General features: G+C 55.1%; 1 protein-coding gene. It reads left to right on the forward strand.

Going from position 1 to position 372, the window contains the following annotated elements; genetic code table 11:
• A partial coding sequence (locus AF337_RS10545) for a DMT family transporter (protein WP_152970967.1) occupies positions 1 to 372 on the forward strand: 372 nt, incomplete at both ends.

Here is a 372-nt window from a genome sequence, read left to right on the forward strand (position 1 = left end):
CATCAGCATGACGTCGATTGCAACGACGACCATCGTCTTCCACATCCAGCCCTTTTTCGTCGTCCTGATCGGAGCGCTTTTTCTCAAGGAGCGGGTTACGCGAGATCAACTTTTGTGGATGACGGCCGCCTTTGTCGGCGTCATCTTCGCCAGTGGTCTAGGCTGGTCATCTGGATCTGTCGACCGTGTATGGATGCTCGGGATAGGCGTGACGGTATTAGGAGCGCTTTGCTATGCGATCACCGCAGTTCTTGGGAAAAAACTGGGTGAGCAAAGACCAGAAGTCACCTCGCTCTGCCAAACGGCGATGGGTGTCCTTATCTTCGCTCCGTTCGTTCACTTCGGCCAATCCATTTCGCTGCCGTCCTGGGG

This window comes from Rhizobium ecuadorense, assembly GCF_001187535.1.
In the GTDB taxonomy this organism is placed as follows: Bacteria; Pseudomonadota; Alphaproteobacteria; order Rhizobiales; family Rhizobiaceae; genus Rhizobium; species Rhizobium ecuadorense.